Below are 15,925 nucleotides of genomic sequence, written 5' to 3'. Positions count from 1 at the left end.
CGCGGCTTCCGCATCGAACCCACCGAAATCGAAACCACCCTCCTCACCCACCCCCACATCACCCAAACCACCATCACCACCCACCACGAACAACTCGCCGCCTACTTCGTCACCGACTCCGACCGGCTCACCGTGGACGAGGTACGCCGCCACCTGGCGGACCGGCTCCCCGAACACCTCGTACCGACCTATCTGATGCCTCTCGACCGGCTGCCCCTCACACCCAACGGGAAGATCGACAAACGCGCCCTGCCCGCACCGCAGGCCACCGTCGTCTCGGACGGGCGCCCGCCGCGCACCCCGCTCGAAGAGACCCTGGTCGCCCTGTTCGCCAAGACCCTCGGCACGAGCGCGGCCCTCACGATCGACGACGACTTCTTCACCCTGGGCGGGCATTCGCTGCTCGGCGCCCGTCTCACCAACCACATCGCCGGTTCGCTGGGCGTCCGGCTGACCGTGCGCGACCTGTTCCAGCGCCCCACCCCCGCCCGGCTCGCCGAGCACATCGTCTCCCTCCAGGCCGCGCCCGCCCCGAAGGCCCGGCCCGCCCTCCGCCGCCGTACCCGGACAGAACGGATCAGCTCATGACCAACTCCCCGCCGCCCGCCGCAGACGACGTCGTCTGGGACCTGCCGGGCGAGGCCCCGCACCGCCTGTCGCTGCTGGTGCTGCCGCACGCCGGGGGCAACGCCCACGCGTACGGCGTCTGGCGCGAGCACCTGCCTGCGGATGTACGGCTGCTGATCGGCCAGTACCCCGGCCGGGGCGCCCGCTACAGCGAGGACCTGCCCGAGTCGGTCGACGACCTGGCGCTGCCGGTGATCGACTCGCTGCCCGCGGACACCGGGGATCTGGTGGTCCTGGGCCACAGCATGGGGTCCCTGGTCGCCTTCGAGGTGACCCGTGCCCTCCAGGCGGCGGGCCGCACCCCCCGGGGCCTGATCGCCTCCGCCTGCCGGGCGCCGGTACTGCCCAACCAGTGCCCGGTCCATCCGGAGCTGCTCGACGACGACCAGCTGGTGGCCGCCATCAAGGAGCGCGGGGGCACCGACGACGGCATCCTCGACGAGCCGGAGCTGCGCGAGATCGTCCTGCCGTCCATCCGGGCCGACTTCGCCATCGACGACGCCTACCGGTGCACCGTCCCCGATGTCCGGCTCGACTGCCCGGTCGCCGTGTTCGGCGGCGACGCCGACCCGATCGTACCGACCGGGATGCTCGGCAGCTGGTCCCTGGTCGGCGGGGGCGACATCGTGCCCGAGGTGCTCCCGGGCGACCACTTCTACTTCCAGCAGGACCTGCCGGGGTTCTTCGCCCGGCTCAACCCGGTGCTCGACGCCCTGAGCGACGCACCGGCCACGGCCGGCTGACTCCCAGGCCCCTCGGTTCAACCCCGTGAACTCCCAGCGCATCTCAGCGAAGGACGAGGAACTCCCATGACCACACTGTCCCAGCCCACCGCCACCGCCATCACCCCGATCCGGGAGCCCGGAAAGCCGGTGGTCGTCCACACCCCGGACTTCACCGGCATGGCGGAGGCCACCGCCTGGCTCACCGCCCACCGGCCCGCCATCCAGGCCGAGTTGCACCGTTCCGGGGCGGTCCTGCTGCGCGGCCTGCCGGTCGAGGACGCGGCGACCTTCGCCGAGGCGCGTGACGCCCTCATCGCCGAGCGGGCAGGTTACAAGGAGAAGGCCACCCCGCGCACCGACTTCGGCGAGGGCGTGTTCTCCTCCACCGACCTCCCGGCCGTCCAGCCCATCCGGCTGCACAACGAGAACAGCTACACCCTGGACTTCCCCGGTGTCCTCCTCTTCGGCTGCGTCATCGCGCCCGAGACCGGCGGCGCCACCACCGTGGGCGACATGCGCAAGGCGCTCGCCCTGCTGCCGCCGGAGCTGGCGGCCCGGTTCGCGAAGGCGGGCTGGCTGCTGGAGCGCAACTACTCCGACCTGGCGGGCATGCCGTGGCGCAAGGCCTTCTCGTCCGAGGAGCCGAAGGGGGCCGAGGAGTACTGCGACGCCAACTCCATCGGCTACGAGTGGCTCGACGAGGACACCCTGCGCACCCGTCAGCTCCGCTCCGCGATCATCACCCACCCGGTGACCGGTGAGCGCTCCTGGTTCAACCACTTCGCCTTCTGGAACGCCCGCACCCTGGACGAGGACGTCCGCGACGTGCTCGTCGAGACCTTCGGCGAGGACGGGCTGCCGTTCAACACCTACCTGGGCGACGGCACTTCCCTCACCGACGCGGAGGTGGACACCATCAACGAGGTGTACCAGGCCGTCACCGTACGGGAGACCTGGCAGCGCGGTGACGTGATGCTGGTCGACAACATCCTCTCCGCGCACGGCCGGGAGTCCTACACCGGAGCCCGCAAGATCCTCGTCGCCATGGGTGAGCCCGTTCCGCTGGCCGACTGCTCCCCGAGCACCGCCCCCTCCACCGCCCCGTACGGAGAGTGAACCCCGCCATGACCACTGTCCTTCCCGAGCGCACCGCAGATCTGCTCCTCCCGCCGCACACCGGCAGCGCGGACGACAGCACCCGCTCCGCCTTGGCCGGCCACCCGGACGCCTGCTCCTGCGGCGACTGCACGGCCGGTACCGGGTCGGCCGACCTGATGGCCCGGCTCGCCACCATCCCCGATGGCCGCACCGCCGTCGTCGGCGGGGACCGGGAGCTCACTTTCGCCGAACTGCGCACCGAGGCCGCCGCGTTCGCGGCCGGTCTGGCCGCCAAGGGGCTCGGCCGGGAGAGCCTGGTGGCGCTCTGCCTGCCGCGCGGGGCCGACCTGGCCGTCGCGATCATCGGGGCCCTCACCGCCGGGGCCGCCTATCTGCCGGTCGACCCGGCCCTGCCCGAGGAGCGGCGCCGCTACCTCGTCGAGGACTCCGGCGCCGACCTCGCGGTCGTCCCGGGCAACGCCTCCCCGTCCCAGCCGGACAGCGCCTCCGCGTCGCAGGGGCCGGCCGCCGCGCCGGTCCTCACCCTGGCCGATCTGACCGCGTTGTCCATACAACAGGCGGGCTCCCCCGTCGACTTCGCGCCGAAGCCGGTCTCCGCCGGGACCCTCGCCTACGTCATCTACACCTCCGGTTCCACCGGGCGGCCCAAGGGGGTGGAGATCGGCCGGGGCGCCGCCTCCCTGCTGCTGAGGGAGCTGGAGGGGGTGGGTGCCGCCGTCGGTGAGGGCCGCCGGGTCGGCTGGAACGCCTCACCGTCGTTCGACGCCTCGGTGCAGCAGTGGATACGGCTCTGCCGCGGCGACACCCTCGTGATGATCGATGAGGAGACCCGCCGGGACCCCTCGCTGCTCGCCGCCTTCGTCGACGCGCAGGCCCTCACCGACCTCGACATCACGCCCTCGCACGCCGATCCGCTGCTCGACCTGCTCACCGGAGACGGCGGTCCCCGGCCGCTGACCCTGCTGGTCGGCGGGGAGCCGATCGGCCCGGCCCTGTGGGACCGGCTGGCGGCCGCCCACGGTTCCGGCCTGCTGCGCGCGCTCAATGTGTACGGGCCGACCGAGTGCACCGTGGACGCCACCGCCGGGTGGATCGACCGGCCCGGCCAGGCGCACATCGGCACGGTCCTGCCGGGGCTGCGGGCTCTCCTGCTGGACGAGCGGCTCGCGCCCGTCGGCCCCGGGGAGGCAGGTGAGCTGTATCTGGCGGGCCCGCGTGTGGGGCGCGGTTACCGGGGCCGTCCCGGGCTGAGCGCGGAGCGGTTCGTGGCCGACCTGTCCGGGGGGCCGGGTGAGCGGATGTACCGTACGGGCGACCGCTGCCGGCTGCTGCCGGACGGCCGGCTCGCCTATCTGGGCCGCGCCGACGGCCAGGTCAAACTGCGTGGCCACCGTATCGAGTTGGCGGAGATCGAGGCCGCGCTGACCCGGGTGGACGGGGTGGCCGAGGCCGCCGTGATCCTCGGTGCGGACGCGGGCGGCACCGCCTCCCTGATCGCCTACCACCGAGGCGGCGATGCCGAGTTGCTGCGTACCGCGCTGGGCGCCACGATGCCCTCGTACATGGTTCCCTCGGCGTTCGTCGCCGTGGACCGCTTCGCGACGACGCCCAGCGGCAAGCTGGACCGGTCCGCGCTGCCCACCGAGCTCCCCGCCGCCCCGGCGGAGACCGGGACCGACGCGGTCCAGGACGACGGGACCGCCTTGGAGGGCCAGGCGGAGGAGCTGATCGCCCGGGTCTGGGCGCAGGTCCTCGGGCGCCCGTCGATCGGGCCCGACGACAACTTCTTCAAGCTGGGCGGCCATTCGCTGCTCGCCATCAAGCTGGTCTCCCGCGTACGGGCCGAACTCGCCCTGGCCCTGCCCGTGAAGGCCGTGTACGCGCACCCCAGACTCCGTGACCTCGCCGCTCACATCGGTGAGCTCATGGCCGCCCGGGATGCCTGAACTCCGCCCGCGCATCAGCAGGTTCCGCTCTCCGCCCGTACCCCGCCCGCCCCCGTCACCCACGAGGAGCAGCAACCGTGATCCCCCTCTCCTACGCCCAGCGCCGGCTGTGGTTCATGAACCGGCTGGAGGGCTCGTCCCCGGCCTACAACGCACCCGTCGTGCTCCGCTTCGACGGCGCCCCCGACCGGGGCGCCCTCGCGGCGGCGGTGCGGGACGTGGTGGAGCGGCACGAGGTGCTCCGCACGGTCTACCCGGCCAAGGACGCCGAGCCGTACCAGCACATCGTCGGCGACCCCGACGTACGGTTCGAGGTGCAGGAGTGCGCTGGTGGTGACATGGCCGCCGCCGTCACCGCGTATGCGCGTACGCCCGTCGACATCACGCGTGAACTCCCCTTGCAGGCACGGCTGTTCACCGGCCCTGAGGGGCAGGACGTCCTTGTCCTGCTGATCCATCACATCGCCACCGACGGCTGGTCCGTCGGCTGCCTGCTGGCCGACCTCGACGCCGCCTACCGGGCCCGCGTCGAGGGCCGCGCCCCCGACCGGGAGCCGCTGCCCGTCCAGTACGCGGACTACGCGCTGTGGCAACGGGACATGCTCGGTGATCCCGAGGACCCGCAGAGCACGGCCCATGAGCAGCTGGCCCACTGGCGCGCGGCCCTGGACGGCGTACCGGCCGTGACCCGGCTGCCCGCCGATCGGCCCCGTCCGGCGGAGCCCTCCCACCGGGGGGCCACCGTCACCGCTTTCCTCGACGCCGAGGCCCACCGGGCGCTGCTCCGGCTGACCCGGTCGCGCCGGGCGACGTTCTTCATGGCGGCCCGGGCCGCGCTCTCCCTGGCGCTGCGGGCGGCGGGGGCCGGGCCGGACGTGGTGGTGGGCACGCCGGTCGCCGGGCGCCCCGAGGAGGATCTGCACGAGCTCGTCGGGTTCTTCGTGAACTCCCTCGCGCTGCGCGCCGATCTCTCCGGGGATCTCGATCTCGGCGGGCTGCTGGACCAGGTCCGCGACACGGACCTGGCCGCCTACGCCCATGAGGACCTGCCCTTCGACCTGCTGGTGGAGCACCTCAACCCGGAGCGCTCCCTCGGCCGTCACCCCTTCTTCCAGGTGATGCTGACCGCGCAGACCGCGCAGGACACCACTGTCTCCATCGGCGGTATACCCGCCTCCCTCGACGGGGCCGACCTGGCGACCGCCAAGTTCGACCTCAGCTTCCACTGCGCTGAGACGCACCGGCCCGACGGCGACCCCGACGGAGTGCGGCTCGGACTCCAGTACGCGACCGACCTGTACGACGAGAGCACCGCACACCTGCTGCTGGCCTTGTTCCAACGAGCGTTGACGGCCCTCGCCGAGCAGCCCGGCGACACCCCTCTCCGCCGGATCGACCTGCTCACCGGGGGCGAGCAGCAGGATCTCGACCGCCGTCACCAGGCCCTGACCCGGGCCGAACAGCGGCGCGCCGCCACCTCCGGCGCGTCGCGGGACGGCGAGCGGTCCGGACCGCGTCCCGCCGCCGATCCCCGTGAGGAGATCCTGCGCGGGCTGTTCGCGGAGGTGCTGGGCCGGGACGAGGTACTGCCCACGGACAACTTCTTCAAGCTGGGCGGGCACTCCCTGCTGGCCGGGAAGCTCAGCAACCGCGTCCGGACCACGCTCGGTCTGCCCGCCTCCATCCGTGACGTGTTCCTCGCCCCCACGCCCGGGCAGTTGCTGCGGCGCCTCGGCGAGGACCGTGACGATTCCGTACGGCCTGCTCTGCGGCCCGTGCCGAAGGCGCTGCGGCCCGCGCGGACCCCGTTGTCCGCCGCCCAGCAACGCCTGTGGTTCGTCGGCCAGTTGGAGGGGCCGAGCGCCACGTACAACATTCCGGTGGTGACCCGGCTGCGGCGGCGGGTGGAGCCGGGCGCGTTCGCCGCCGCGCTGGCCGATGTCGCCGTACGGCACGAGGTGTTGCGCACGGTGTACCGGTCGGCCGACGGTGAGCCGTACCAGGAGGTGCTGGAGGACGTCCGGCCCGTACTGGAGACCGTGAGGACGGACGGGCCGGAGGGGCTGCGGGCGACCGTGGACGCCGCCGCCGGGTACGTCTTCGACATCGGCGCCGAAATCCCTTTCCGCGCCTGGCTGTTGGAGGAGGCGGACGGGGGCCAGGTGATGGTGGTGCTGGTGCACCACATCGCCGGGGACGGCTGGTCCACCGGCTGCCTCCTCGCCGACCTGGACACCGCCTACCGGGCCCGCGTGGAGGGGCGCGAGCCCGAACTGGGGCCGCTGCCGGTCCAGTACACCGACTACACCCTCTGGCAGCACGAGCTCCTCGACGGCGAGCACGGGGTTGCCGGTGATCAACTCGCCTACTGGCGGACGGCCTTGGACGGGATGGGGCCGCTGCTCGCGCTGCCCACCGACCGGCCCCGGCCGGCGGAGAGCGACGGGGTCGGCGCGCTCACCGGGTTCGAGGTGGGGGCCGAGACCCACCGGGGGCTGCTGCGCGTCGCCCGCCGCAATGGGGCGACCCTCTTCATGGTGGTGCAGGCCGCCCTCGCCTCGCTGCTCACCCGGCACGGCGCGGGCACCGATGTGGCGCTGGGCACCACCGTGGCGGGCCGTGCCGACGACGCGCTGCACCCGCTCGTCGGGTTCTTCGTCAATACGCTGGTCCTGCGCACCGACACCTCCGGGGACCCCGCCTTCACCGACCTGCTGCGCCGGGTGCGGGACGTGGGGCTCGCCGCCTACAGCCACCAGGACCTGCCCTTCGACCGGCTCGTCGAGCACCTGAGCCCGCACCGCTCCGCCGCCCACGCTCCGCTGGTCCAGGTGATGGTGCAGGTGCACGCGGCCGGGACCGCGCCCGGGGCGCCCTCCGCGTTGGACGGCGATCCGCTCCTCTTCCGCAGTACCGGGGCCAAGTCCGACCTCACCTTCGCGCTGACCGAACGGGCGGAGCCGGGCGGCGGTCCGGCCGGTCTGCAAGGCGTCCTCGAATACGCCACCGCGCTCTACGACGAGGACACCGCCCGGTTGCTGGCCCGGCGGCTGGCCGAGACCCTCGACGCGTTCGCCGCGGACCCGGAGGCGCCGCTGTCCGGGCCGCGGTACGGTCCGGCGGCCCCCGTCGACCGGGAGGCGGTCCTCGACGGGCGGGGGCTGCCGGTGCCGGTGCGGGTGCCCGGCGAGGTGCACGCGCTCACCCCCGGCGAGGCGCCGCGCGCCACCGGGCGGCGGGCCTACCCCGGCGCCGACGGCACGCTGCACCCGGTCGCCACGCAGACGGTGGGCGGCTATCCGGTGGAGCCGGGCCGGGTCGAGGAGGTGCTGTCCGGGCACCCCGCCGTGTCCGGCGCGGCCGTCGCCGTCCGGGACGACCGGCTGGTCGCGTACGTGGTCGGCGCGCCCGGCACCGGTGAGGCCGAGCTGCGCGGCTGGGCCTCCGAGCGGCTGCCCGAGTATCTGGCCCCCGCCCGCGTGATCAAGGTGGCGCGGCTTCCGGAGCCGGGCGAGGACACCGTCGAGGTGCCCGAGGAGGAGACCCCGGCCGCTGCCGTGCCGGCCGACTGGGAGGAACGCCTGCTGGGTGTCTTCCGTGAGGTGCTCGACGGCCGCGCCATCGGGCGTACGGACAACTTCTTCAAGTCGGGCGGCCACTCCCTGCTGGCGGTACGGCTGCTCAACCGCATCCGCGCCGAGTTCGGCCAGGACCTCACCCTGCGGGACGTGTTCCGCAATCCGACGGTGACCTCCCTGGCCCGGCGGCTCGCCACGGGGGACACGGACGCCCCGGCGCCTCCCGGGCGCGGCCCGTCCCCCGCGCTGCGGCGCCGTACCCGGGCGGGCACCCGGAACCGGAGCTGAGCGCACCAGGAGGGGGAACCACGACCGGCAGCTCCGGGTGGCTTACTGCCGCCCGGAGCTGCCCCGCGTACTGCCCCGTCCCGGGGCCCGCCGCCCCTAGCGTGAAGGGCACGGAGGCGAGAGGAACCGTTCGCCCCGGTCTCTCGGCCCTTTACCGGAGGAATGCAGCATGGCCCCCATCAGAACGGAAGACCTGCTCGACGGCGGACCCCCTCCCTCCCCCGCCCCGCCGGTGCTGGACCTCATCGCCCACCAGGTGCGCGTCCGCCCCGACGCCCGCGCCCTCGTCCACGGTGACGAGCGGCTCACCTACGCCGAGCTGGCCGACGCGGTCGGCGACCGGGCCCGGGAGCTCGCCGGGGCCGGTGCGGGCCCCGGCCGCCTCGTCGCCCTGCACCGGCCGCGCGGGGTCGACGCGATCGTCGGCCTGCTCGCCGTGCTCAGCACCGGCGCCGCCTACCTCCCGCTCGACGTGCAGGCCCCCGACGCCCGTAACGCGGCCATCCTGCAGGACAGTTGCGGGGAGGCGGCGCCAGCCCCGGCGGAGGTCGCCCGGCTCGGCGAGGTCGTCCTGGCCGGCCTGGGCAGCGACGAGGACGCCGCGTACGTCATCTACACCTCCGGATCGACCGGCACGCCCAACGGTGTCGTCGTCGCCCACGACTCCCTCGCGCACTTCATCGCCGGCGCCATCCCCGTCTACGGCATCGGCGCCGAGGACCGGGTCCTCCAGTTCAGCCCGCTGCACTTCGACGCCAGCGTCCAGGAGGTCTTCGCCACCCTCGGCGCGGGCGGCACCCTCGTGCTGCGCACCGAGGACATGCTCGACGTCGGGGAGCTGCTGGCCGGGTGCGCCCGCCACGGCATCACCGTGCTCGACCTGCCCGCCGCCTACTGGCACGAGCTCGTCTACGTCCTGTCGACCGGCTCGGCGCACCTCCCCCCGTGCCTGCGCACCGTGATCATCTACGGGGAGGCTGCCCTGCCCGAACGGGTCGCCCAGTGGCGCGCCCTGACCGGGGAGCGGGTCCGGCTGCTCAACGCCTACGGCCCCACCGAGACCACCGTGGTGGCCACCGTCGCCGACCTCACCCGGCACGGGGAGGGGCCCGTCCCCATCGGCCGCCCGCTGCCCGGCGTCCGGGCCGCCGTCGTGGACGGCGAACTGCTGTTGCTGGGCGGTGGTCTGACGCGGGGTTACCTCGGCCGCCCCGAGCTCAACGCCCGCCGCTTCACCGAGCTGGACGGCGAACGCGCCTACCGCACCGGCGATCTGGTCACCGTCTCGGAGGACCGGCAGATCGTCTACCACGGGCGGGCCGACGACGAGGTGAAGATCGGCGGCCAGCGCATCGACCCGGCCGCCGTCGACTCCGTCCTGGCCGGCCATCCGAAGGTCCGGGAGGCCGCCGTCGTCGCCCAGCAGGACGGCGACGGGGTGAAGCGGCTCGTCGCGTTCGTGGTCACCGAGGGCGGCACCGGAGCCGATGAGCTGCGTTCCTGGGTGCGTGAGCGCATGCCCGCCGCGGCGGTCCCGGCCGCCGTCAGCGTCGTCGTCGCGCTGCCCCGTACGAGTTCGGGGAAGATCAACCGCAAGGCGCTGCGCACCACCGACCCCCGGCTGCCGGTCGTCGACGAGGAGCCGCTGCCCGCCGAGGACCGGGTGCCGCTCTCCCACGCCCAGCGCCGGCTGTGGCTGGTCAACGAGCTCGACGGCCCCTCCTCCGCGTACAACCTGCCGATCGTCCTGAACCTGGACACCGCGCCCGACCCCGCCGCGCTGGCCGCCGCCGTAAGTGATCTGGCCGACCGGCACGAGGCGTTGCGTACGGTGTTCCTCGCTCCCGAGGACGAGCCGTACCAGCATGTGCTGGCCCCGTCCGCGATCCGGCCGCGCACCGTCCGGTGCCCGGCCCACGAACTCGCCGGCCAGGTCGCCCTGTTCACCTCCGAGACCTTCGACCTCTCGCGCGAACTCCCGCTGCGGGTCGCCCTGTTCCTCCCCGAGGACGGTCCCGGCGCGACCCTGGCCGTCCTGCTCCACCATGTCGCGGGCGACGGCTGGTCGCTCACCCCGCTGCTGACCGACCTGGCCCACGCCTACCGCGCCCGGACCGAGGGCGCCGCCCCGGACCAGGAGCCGCTGCCGGTCCAGTACGCCGACTACACCCTCTGGCAGAACGAACTCCTCGGCGGGGCCGACGACCCGCACTCCGCCGTCTCCCGGGGGCTGGACCACTGGCGCGAGGCCCTGGCCGGGCTGCCCGCCGTGACCGCTCTGCCGCTCGACCGGCCGCGTCCCGCCGTGCCGAGCCACCGGGGTGGCCTGGTGGACGTCACCCTCGAAGCCGATGTCCACGCGCAGTTGGTCCGGCTGGCCGCCGACCACGACGCCAGCCTTCTGATGGTGCTCCAGGCCGCGCTGGGGCTGGCCCTGCGCGCGGCGGGCTCGGGGGAACGGGTCGCCCTCGGCACACCCGTGGCCGGACGTGACGACGAGGCGCTGGACGCGCTGGTGGGCTTCTTCGTCAACACGCTCGCCCTGCCCACCGACACCTCCGGCGCCCCGGCCTTCGCCGACCTGCTGGACCGGGTCCGCGACACCGACCTGGCCGCCTTCGCCCACCAGGGCATCCCCTTCGACCTGGTCGTCGAGCACCTCAACCCGCCGCGCTCGCCGGGCGTCCATCCGCTGTTCCAGGTGATGCTGACCCTCACGACGGCGGGCCCCGACGACACCACCTTCCGCTTCGGCCCGATCGACGGCCGTTTCGCCGAAGCCGGCCCGGCCACCACCAAGTTCGACCTGACGGCCTCGTGCGTGGAGCACCGGGACGCCACCGGGGCGCCCGCCGGACTGCGGCTCGGTATGGAGTACGCGTACGACGTCCTCGACCGGGAGACGGCGGGCATCCTGCTGGCCGCGCTGGAACGCGCCCTGCGCACCGCCGCCGACCGGCCCGCCGAGCGGGTAGCGGACGCCTCGCTGGTCGCCCTCGACGACCGCCGGGCCCTGGACGTACGCCGCGAGCGGGCCGACGCCCGCGCCGCCGAGGCGGCCGCCGCCACGGTCCGGGCCGCCGCCCTGGCCGCCGACGCGCCGCCCGCCGAACACGTCGACACCCTGTGCGAGATGTTCGCCGAAGTCCTCGGACTGGACCGGGTCGGACCACACGAGGGCTTCTTCACCATCGGCGGCCACTCGATGAGCGGGGTGCGCCTCGCCAACCGGATACGGGCCCGGCTCGGCGCCGGCGTCACCGTCCGCGACCTGCTGCTCGCGTCCACCCCCTCGGCCCTGGCCCGCCGTATCGCGGACACCGCCCCGACGGGCACAGGAGAGCAGACCGCGAAGCTCGCCCCGTACGCGGTCCGGCCCGAGCGCGTCCCGCTCTCCTACGCGCAGCGCCGACTCTGGTTCGTGGACGCCTTCGAAGGGCCCAGCGCAACCTACAACATCCCTCTGGTCGTCCGCCCGGCCGCACCGCTGGACGCAGACGTCCTGGCCGAGGCGCTGGCCGACCTCGCGGACCGCCACGAAGCACTCCGTACCCGCTACCGGGCCGTGGACGGCGAGCCCCACCAGGACATCCTGGCGACGGCCCGGCCCGTCCTCGACGTCCGTACCGTCCCGGCCGGGGCGCTCGCCGCCGCCGTCGCCGCGGCCACCGGCTACGTCTTCGACCTGGCCGAGGAGATCCCCCTGCGGGCCACGCTGCTGGCACCCGACCATGGCGGCGGGCAGGTCCTCGTCCTGCTCGTGCACCACATCGCGGCGGACGGCTGGTCCACCGGGCCGCTCCTCGCCGACCTGGCCCACGCCTGCGCCGCCCGGTCCGGGGGCCGCGCGCCCGAGTGGCAGCCGCTGCCGGTCCAGTACGCCGACTACACCCTCTGGCAAAGGGAGTTGAGCACCGGCCCGGCGGCCCGGGCGCACCTGGCGTTCTGGGAGAAGGCCCTCGCCGGCGCTCCCCCGGTGCTCGAACTCCCCGCCGCCCGCCCCCGCCCCGCCGACCCCTCCCACCGGGGCGGACACGCCCCCGTCACCGTCGACGCCGCGACCCACGAGGCGCTGGAGGCGCTGGCCCGGCGCAGCGGCACCACGCTGTTCATGGTCCTCCAGGCGGCGCTGGCCGCCGTACTCACCCGGCACGGGGCGGGCACCGACCTGCCGCTGGCGACCATGACCGCCGGACGGGACGACGAGGCGCTGAGCGATCTGGTCGGCTTCTTCGTCAACACCCTGGTGCTGCGCACCGACACCTCCGGCGACCCCACCTTCGAAGAACTCCTCGCCCGGGTCCGGGAGACCGATCTGGCCGCCTACGCGCACCAGGAACTCCCCTTCGACCGCCTGGTCGAACACCTCAACCCGGCCCGCAGCACCGCCCACCACCCGCTGACCCAGACGGTCGTGCAGCTCCACCACGACTACACCCGCGACGCTTCCGGCGCCGACGCCTTCTTCCGGCCGGCCGAACCGGGCACGGGTGAGGGACTGTCGACCAAGTTCGACCTGACCTTCGCCGTGTGGGAGCGGCAGGACGGCGACGGGGAGCGCGCCGGTCTGAGGGGCGGCCTGGAGTACGCCACCGATCTCTTCGACGCCCCGACCGCCGCGCTGCTCGCCCGCCATATCGAGCAGGTGCTGCGGACCGCCGCCACGGCCCCGGCGACCCGGATCGGGAGGATCGACCTGCTCACCCCGGCCGACCGGTTCCGGCTCATCGACGAGTACAACGACACTGCTACGGCGACGCAGAACCCGGGAACAGTCCATGAGTTGATTGGTCGTCAGGCTGCTGCCAACCCGGCAGCCCCGGCGCTGATCACCGATGAGGAGACCGTCGGGTACGGGGAGCTCGACGCCCGTGCCGAGGTGCTGGCCGCACGGCTCCGGGCGGCGGGGGTGGGCCGGGGCGACACCGTGGGCGTCCTGCTGGAGCGCGGGGTGACGCTGGTCGTGTCGGCGCTCGCCGCCCTGAAGTGCGGTGCCGCGTATCTGCCGTTGGACCCGCGGCTGCCGTCGGCCCGGATCGGGCTGATGCTGGCGGACGCGGGGGCCGGCCTGGTGGTCATGGACGGGGAAGGAGCCTTCTCCGTACCGGAGTTGGAGGGTACGGACCTGCCGGTGCTGACCGTCGGCAACGAGGCTCCCGGGGAGGCGGAAACGCCCACGCCCGAGGCCACCGAGGTCTCCGAGGTCTCCGAGGACGATCTGATGTACGTGATGTTCACGTCCGGGTCCACGGGCCGCCCCAAGGGGGTGGGCGTCACGCACCGGAACGTGGCGGCGCTCGCGGCCGACCGTGACATCACCGCCGGGGGTCCGCACCGGATGCTGGTGCACTCGGCGACCGGGTTCGACGCCTCGGTCTTCGAGATCTGGGTGCCGCTGCTGACCGGCGGCAGCCTGGTGATCATGCGCGGCGACGGTACGGACCTGGCCGAGACCGAACGTACCGTACGCGAACACGGCGTCACCGCCGCCTACTTCACCATGGGCCTCTTCCATGTCATGGCGGACGAGGGCCTGGACACGCTGGGGCTGCTGCGCGAGGTGTGGACCGGCGGGGACACCGCCTCCCCCCGGGCCGTCCAGCGGGTCCTGGAGCACTGCCCCGACACCGTACTGGTCCACTCGTACGGGCCGACGGAGACCACCTTCGCCTCCCACAACCAGTGGTTCACGACCGGCAGGCGCTCGCTCGGGACGTCCGGGGTGCACCTCGGGCACCCGATGGACAACACCCGCAGCCATGTCCTCGACGGTGCCCTGCGGCCCGTGCCGCCGGGGGTGCCCGGGGAGCTGTACATCGCCGGTTCCCATGTGGCGCGCGGCTACCTGGGCCGGCCGGACCTGACCGCGCAGCGGTTCCTCCCCGACCCATTCGAGGCGGACGGCAGCCGCATGTACCGGACGGGCGACCGTGTGGTGTGGACGGCAGCCGGTGAGCTGCGCTTCCTCGGGCGCACGGACGGCCAGGTCAAGCTGCGCGGCGTACGGATCGAGCCGGGCGAGGTCGAACAGGCGCTGTCGGCACACCCGGCGGCCGGACAGGTCCTCGCGCTGGTCCGGGAGGACACGCCGGGGCAGAAGAGCCTGGTCTGCTACGTCGTGCCGCGCGCCGACGAGAGCGTCACCGAGGCGCAGTTGCTGACCACGGCCCGCGCCGAGCTGCCCGAACACCTCGTGCCTTCAGCGGTCGTTCTCCTCGACGCGCTGCCGCTGACCGTCAACGGCAAGCCGGACCGCGCGGCGCTGCCCGCCCCGCGCCGGGACGCCGGGGCGGCGGGCGGCGGCGGGGGGAGGCGGCCCCGTAACGCCCGCGAGGAGGTGTTGTGCGGGCTGTTCGCCGAGATCCTCGGCGTGCCCCGGGTCGGTATCGACGACAACTTCTTCACGCTGGGCGGGCATTCGCTGCTCGGCATCCGCCTGGTCAGCCGCGTCCGCTCCGTCCTGGGCGTCGAGCGGACCGTACGCGACCTGTTCCGCTCCCCCACCCCCGCAGGGCTGCTCGGCTCCTCCGACGAGGGGGCGGCCGGTGCCATGGGCGTCCTGCTGCCGCTGAGCACCCATGGCACCCGCCGCCCACTGTTCTGCGTGCACCCGGGTACCGGCGTCGGCTGGGCCTACGCCGGCCTCGCCGGGCACCTCGGCGACGACCAGCCGCTGTACGCCCTCCAGGCGCGGGCGCTGAGCGAGCCGGGGTACCGGCCGGGCAGCGTGGAGGAGATGGCCGACGACTATCTGGAGCGCGTCCGGCAGGTCCAGCCCTGGGGCCCCTACCGGCTGCTCGGCTGGTCCTTCGGCGGGATCGTCGCCCACACGATGGCGGTCCGGCTCCGCGAGGCCGGGGAGCGGGTCGAGCTCCTCGCGCTGATGGACGTGCACCAGACGGGGCCCGGCAGTGTGTCCGTACTGCCGCCGCCGGAGACCGCCCCGGAGACGGCCGGAGACCTCGCGGCGACCGGAACCGTCGCGGCCAGGGACACAACGGCCAGGGACACGACGGCCGGAGACCTCGCGGCCGAGGTGGAGCGCATCCGCCGCGAGGACCCTGTTCTCGGCGGGTTCAGCTCCGCCGAGATCCGGGGCGTGATCGGCGCCTCCGAGACGCACGCCGCTCTCATGGCCCGGCACGTTCCGGGCGTGGCCGACACCGGAGCCGTATTCTTCACCGCCCGCAGAACAGGGGAGGCGGAGGGTTCCCTCGCCGCCACCTGGATTCCTTTCCTGGAAGGAATCGTCGAGAACCACACCGTGGAATCCGGCCACCTTCGGATGGCCGAGCAAGAGCCCCTTTCACACATCGGAAGAATAATTTCCGAGAAGCTCTCCGCCCTGCAGATAAACGAATTGAGGAGCCAGTCATGAGCGACACCGTCAACCCCTTCGACGACACCGAGGGCATCTTCCACGTCGTCGTGAACGACGAGGGCCAGCACGCGCTGTGGCCCGACTTCGCCGCCATCCCCGCAGGCTGGAGCAGTGTCTGGGGAGCCGGCAGCCGCGCGGACGCCCTGGAGTACGTCACCGCGAACTGGACCGACATCCGCCCGCGGAGCCTGGTCGCCCAGTACTCCTGAAGCACGCGGAAAAAGCGAAGAAAGAAGGGCCGTGGGCCCCCCCAACCCCCCC

At 73.6% G+C, this 15,925-nt stretch carries 7 protein-coding genes; all 7 read left to right on the top strand.

From position 1 onward, the window contains the following. The coding region (locus ACFW9Z_RS35905) for a phosphopantetheine-binding protein (RefSeq protein WP_384647895.1) at positions 1 to 588 on the top strand (588 nt) is incomplete at its 5' end. Further along, on the top strand, positions 585 to 1,370 hold the full coding sequence (locus ACFW9Z_RS35900; RefSeq protein ID WP_384647893.1) for a thioesterase II family protein: 786 nt from the start codon (positions 585 to 587) through the stop codon (positions 1,368 to 1,370). The genes ACFW9Z_RS35905 and ACFW9Z_RS35900, both read left to right, overlap by 4 nt. A 66-nt stretch (positions 1,371 to 1,436) precedes the next feature. Beyond that, positions 1,437 to 2,468, top strand: coding sequence for a TauD/TfdA family dioxygenase (locus tag ACFW9Z_RS35895; RefSeq protein ID WP_384647891.1), 1,032 nt, complete (start codon positions 1,437 to 1,439; stop codon positions 2,466 to 2,468). 8 nt (positions 2,469 to 2,476) lie between these two features. Then, complete coding sequence (locus ACFW9Z_RS35890; protein ID WP_384647889.1) at positions 2,477 to 4,417, top strand: amino acid adenylation domain-containing protein; 1,941 nt, start codon at positions 2,477 to 2,479, stop codon at positions 4,415 to 4,417. A 77-nt stretch (positions 4,418 to 4,494) separates the two neighbouring features. Further along, on the top strand, positions 4,495 to 8,283 hold the full coding sequence (locus ACFW9Z_RS35885) for a condensation domain-containing protein (protein ID WP_384647887.1): 3,789 nt from the start codon (positions 4,495 to 4,497) through the stop codon (positions 8,281 to 8,283). A 169-nt stretch (positions 8,284 to 8,452) separates the two neighbouring features. After that, positions 8,453 to 15,661 (top strand): amino acid adenylation domain-containing protein, encoded by a 7,209-nt coding sequence (locus tag ACFW9Z_RS35880; protein WP_384647885.1) that lies wholly within the window; start codon positions 8,453 to 8,455, stop codon positions 15,659 to 15,661. Further along, the gene (locus ACFW9Z_RS35875; protein WP_384647883.1) at positions 15,658 to 15,873 is read left to right on the top strand and encodes an MbtH family protein; all 216 of its coding nucleotides are present in this window, start codon (positions 15,658 to 15,660) and stop codon (positions 15,871 to 15,873) included. The genes ACFW9Z_RS35880 and ACFW9Z_RS35875 overlap by 4 nt, the downstream gene beginning before the upstream one ends. The last annotated feature ends 52 nt before the right edge of the window (positions 15,874 to 15,925 follow it).

Origin of the sequence: Streptomyces sp. NPDC059452, assembly GCF_042750035.1 — a bacterium.
Taxonomy (GTDB): Bacteria; Actinomycetota; Actinomycetes; order Streptomycetales; family Streptomycetaceae; genus Streptomyces.
The sequence above is the reverse complement of the archived record's forward strand: the minus strand, read 5'-3'. Positions and strand labels throughout refer to the sequence as shown.

Bases quoted from the DNA above. Each gene is read 5' to 3' on its own strand.
- ACFW9Z_RS35900 (WP_384647893.1), top strand. From the start codon at position 585: ATGACCAACTCCCCGCCGCCCGCCGCAGACGACGTCGTCTGGGACCTG.
- ACFW9Z_RS35895 (WP_384647891.1), top strand. From the start codon at position 1,437: ATGACCACACTGTCCCAGCCCACCGCCACCGCCATCACCCCGATCCGG.
- ACFW9Z_RS35890 (WP_384647889.1), top strand. From the start codon at position 2,477: ATGACCACTGTCCTTCCCGAGCGCACCGCAGATCTGCTCCTCCCGCCG.
- ACFW9Z_RS35880 (WP_384647885.1), top strand. From the start codon at position 8,453: ATGGCCCCCATCAGAACGGAAGACCTGCTCGACGGCGGACCCCCTCCC.
- ACFW9Z_RS35875 (WP_384647883.1), top strand. From the start codon at position 15,658: ATGAGCGACACCGTCAACCCCTTCGACGACACCGAGGGCATCTTCCAC.